Below are 3,923 nucleotides of genomic sequence, written 5' to 3'. Positions count from 1 at the left end.
GACGCCCGTGTAACTATGGGGTGGCTGCAATACTATATATACTCTGTAAGGTCGGANAGACGTGTTAAGGACAACATCAAATACATTGAAGATGGACCAGGGAACATAAATAAATCTAATATATTTGATTTTGTCAAAACGATAAATTTGGCAACATATCAATATAAGAAGTTTAGCGGGAATAACTTGTCAATGATAGCCCAAGATATACAGCGCTTTAGATTTATTCAAGATTATTTGGTAGTAAAAGACTCTGAAGGGCTACTATCAATCAATATGGGTAATTATACATCTATGCTTCATGTTGCCTTACAAGAAGAGATTAAAAAACGTGAGGCCCTAGAAGACAGGGTTGGTAAGCTAGAAGAAGAATTGGCCGAAATTAAGAAATTACTTAGGGAGAAGGTGAAATAAGTGCTTAAGGGATTATACAGACATTATCTATCCCCGGATAGCTTTGTAGACCAGGTATTTGTCGTAAATGCAGGTGAATCTGCACGAGGGGTTAGATTTATCTTAAACGATTTTAAAAACTTATCTGACTTAAAATTTAGAAATGTTATTAAAATTAAGGATGAAATATTTGAGAATGAACAGGTATTTTTTGATAAAGAAAATGCCTACGTAGATGTTATATTTCCGTGCCTTAATAAGGGGGAATATTTAACCGAACTAGCCATAATAGATGGGGGTAAAAAACTTTTATCAGGAATCTTCAGTATTAACTATGTTGAAAGCTTGATAGATGTTGAATTAGACAATCTAAAAAAGATTAGTGCTACAGACCTTTTCGAGTCTCTTATAAATGCAGAGAATAAAATAAAAGAGCTTGTAGAAAAGACTAAGGGATTAGATAAAGTTGTAGATAAGTCATACACCCACAATCAGCAGGTGGCCAGCGATACTTGGACAGTCCAGCATAATCTAGGTAAGTATCCAGCCGTATCGGTTGCAGACACCGGCAATAATGAGGTTTATGGGGATGTAAGACATATAAATGAAAATACAGTAGAATTGAAATTTAGCCATCCTTTTTCGGGAGTGGCTTTTTTTAATTAATTAAATTTTGAAAGGTGGTAAAAACATGAATTTACTCGCAAATTTAAAAGCGAATCAAAATCAGCTACTAGAAGCTGTGCTTCACTCAGTGGCTGTAGAGCCTAGCCAGGCCGTAGCAGGTCAGGTATACTACAATACCAAGGATAAGAGGGCCTATGTTTATACAGGGGCTGTGTGGATGGCTATGGACGCAAAGGACGCTTCACCTACAGCAGTCAGCATAGTTAAGACTATAAATGACGGTGATAGCCTAATTAACCTAGATAAAATCAAGGACCTAGCAGACAAGCTAAAGGCTACTAATTTAGTGGCTACGATTAATAGTGGTACTGAAAACATCAACGCAGATAGGATAAATGGCATAGCCGGGGCAATTACAGCAGGGGACATAGTTACCAAAATCAATGAAGGTACATCTAAAATCAGCACATCTAAAATTGATGGGCTAGACGATAAACTAAAGATAGATACTATCATACAGGCCCTAATAGCTAGTAATAAGACTATACCAACTAGCAAGATTACAGGTCTAGATAATACCCTTGCAACTAAGATAACAGACGCACAGGCACAAGCTAAGGCAGACACGGCCCTACAGCAAGCTAACACCTTTACTAATCAGAGGATTAACCAGATACTTAATGGGGCGTCATCTAACTATGACACATTTAAAGAGATAGAAGAGTTACTAAAGAATAACGACAACTTAACTACAGTTTTAAAGAAAGGCATAGCAGACAAGACTGGTAAGGTAGCAAAAGAGATAGGCAATGGCACAGCCACAGAGTTCACTGTAAATCATAATCTGAATTCCCAGGATGTAGTTGTCATGGTGAGGGAAAATAAGGCCCCATTTGCACAAGTGATTACAGATGTTGAAGTTACAGACGTTAATAACGTCAAGGTTAAGTTTGCTAAGCCACCTAAGGCAAATGAATACAAAATAGTTATAGTAGGATAAGGAGAGTAGACAATGAAAGTTTTAGGACTGATAGAACAAGATTTAGATGTAGTTAGTAAAGAGTATGTAGATAAAAATTGTGCTAATGCAGAAGATGTCAATGCAATCAAGACCTCACTTGAGGGGGTTGACGATTTTTTAAAATCAATTAATAAAAAGTTAGGGGGTAACTAAATGATTAAAGATGAACTAAAAAAAATAAATGAGACAGTAGATAAAATTGATACCTCTTTAAAAAATATGGTTCCAAAAACACAGGAACAACAAATGGCAGGATACGCACTTGTAAATCTATCTAACTTAGTATCCGACCCCAATCTTAGGGCCGATGCTGATGAATATGGGCTTTACATATATGATTTTTTAGAAGGTGAAAATAGCAACAGTTCTATACTGGGTAGGGTCAATTCACTTTCTGAACATCTAATGCCTTATCTATGGATTACCATGCCTGTGGTAGAAAAAATGACGGAAAGGTGTTCAAAATGGCAAACTGCTGCAAATTTGAATAGTCTTAGTGAATTCGATGGACTGCTTACTAAAATTACTATCGGACTATTAACTACTCGTGCTGGTGGCTCTGTAAATATATTCGGGCATCATCTAAGATATGAAAAAGTAAGTGGGGATATCAAAGAAGTAACTAAATTTACCAGTGATGAGGTTACTTTAGCCGACTCAACTACCACATATGATAACCTAAAAGACTACACGATATATGTTGTAAGCGGTGCAAATACAGGCATATATTGTAAGTCACATACTATCGGACATAATGGCAATACAATATTTGTTGAGTGCAACCCAACGGATATTTTAACTAAAATAGGAAATTTAAAAACATACTAAAACAACTAAAATAAAAGGAGAATAGACAAAATGAAATTTGAAAATGCTGGGGAATTAATCAAAATAATTGGTGCTTGTTCCGGGGGAATATGTGGCTACCTATTCGGTGGCTGGGACAAGACTTTTCAGGTGTTGCTTGTTTTTATAATTGTTGACTATGCAAGTGGTCTTTTGGCAGCAGGATATAATAAAAAGCTAAATTCCAGAGTAGGATTTAAGGGCATAGCTAAGAAAGTAGTAATTTTCTTTATGGTGGCCTTAGCAGTGCAGCTTGATAGGCTGATGGGGATAGATAACCAGGTTATACGAATGGCTACATGCTTCTTCTATATAGCAAATGAGGGACTTTCCATATTAGAAAATGGCGGAAAGCTAGGGGTAAGATATCCTAGTGCCTTGAAAAAGACCCTGGAGCAATTAAAAGAAAAAAGCGAATAAATTTTAATTTAATAAACTTTACCTGGTAATTTTACCAGGTAGAAAACTTAGTAAATAAGGTGGTCTTTAAGGCCACCTTTTATATTTAAGGAAGTGATATGATGGCAACTAAGCAGGATATTTTTATAGAAAAAGTTAAGGATGGTGCAATTGCTGGATGGTATGCTGGTAAGATTTTACCTAGTGTAACCATAGCTCAAGCGTGCTTAGAGTCAGGCTGGGGGATATCAGAATTAGCCACTAAAGCAAACAATCTTTTTGGCATTAAGGCTAAGGATGATTGGAAAGGTGAGAGTTACACCGTCAGGACAGCTGAATATGATAAGAATAATAAACAATTTTTCATCAATGCAGCATTTAGAAAATATGATTCATGGAAAGAGAGCCTTATAGATCATGCTAAATTCTTTCATGAGGGTTGGAGAGAAGCCCACTATAGCACTCATGGAGTTATTGGTCAGACAGACTATAAAAAAGCTTGTAGGGGCTTACAGAATGCAGGATATGCAACAAGCAAGATTTATGCAGACCAGTTGATGGGCTTAATTGAAATGTATAAATTATATAAATATGATGATGTTATAAAAGAAAGCGAGGTAAAAGGAATGAAGATATT

At 36.2% G+C, this 3,923-nt stretch carries 7 protein-coding genes; all 7 read left to right on the top strand.

Annotated elements, in window-relative coordinates; all coding sequences use genetic code 11:
• The first annotated feature begins 15 nt into the window (after positions 1-15).
• On the top strand, positions 16-414 hold the full coding sequence (locus HMPREF1639_RS07595) for a tail fiber domain-containing protein (protein ID WP_036765114.1): 399 nt from the start codon (positions 16-18) through the stop codon (positions 412-414).
• A complete protein-coding gene (locus HMPREF1639_RS08995; protein WP_052045472.1) occupies positions 415-1,059 on the top strand; it encodes a hypothetical protein in 645 nt (214 codons plus the stop codon).
• Between the two features lie 25 nt (positions 1,060-1,084).
• Positions 1,085-2,020 carry a hypothetical protein gene (locus HMPREF1639_RS07585; protein ID WP_036765110.1) on the top strand — a complete coding sequence of 312 codons (936 nt, stop codon included), beginning with the start codon at positions 1,085-1,087 and terminating at the stop codon, positions 2,018-2,020.
• A 12-nt stretch (positions 2,021-2,032) separates the two neighbouring features.
• The gene (locus tag HMPREF1639_RS09315; RefSeq protein WP_156955972.1) at positions 2,033-2,194 is read left to right on the top strand and encodes a hypothetical protein; all 162 of its coding nucleotides are present in this window, start codon (positions 2,033-2,035) and stop codon (positions 2,192-2,194) included.
• Entirely contained in the window at positions 2,195-2,869 is a 675-nt protein-coding gene (locus HMPREF1639_RS07580) for a hypothetical protein (RefSeq protein ID WP_036765101.1), read from the top strand.
• 30 nt (positions 2,870-2,899) lie between these two features.
• Positions 2,900-3,307 (top strand): phage holin family protein, encoded by a 408-nt coding sequence (locus HMPREF1639_RS07575; protein WP_036765099.1) that lies wholly within the window; start codon positions 2,900-2,902, stop codon positions 3,305-3,307.
• Positions 3,308-3,408: 101 nt separating this feature from the next.
• A partial coding sequence (locus HMPREF1639_RS07570) for a glycoside hydrolase family 73 protein (RefSeq protein WP_036765096.1) occupies positions 3,409-3,923 on the top strand: 515 nt, incomplete at its 3' end.

It is taken from the genome of Peptostreptococcus sp. MV1, assembly GCF_000758885.1.
GTDB lineage: Bacteria > Bacillota > Clostridia > Peptostreptococcales > Peptostreptococcaceae > Peptostreptococcus.
This window is presented reverse-complemented; position numbering and strand designations above follow the sequence as displayed.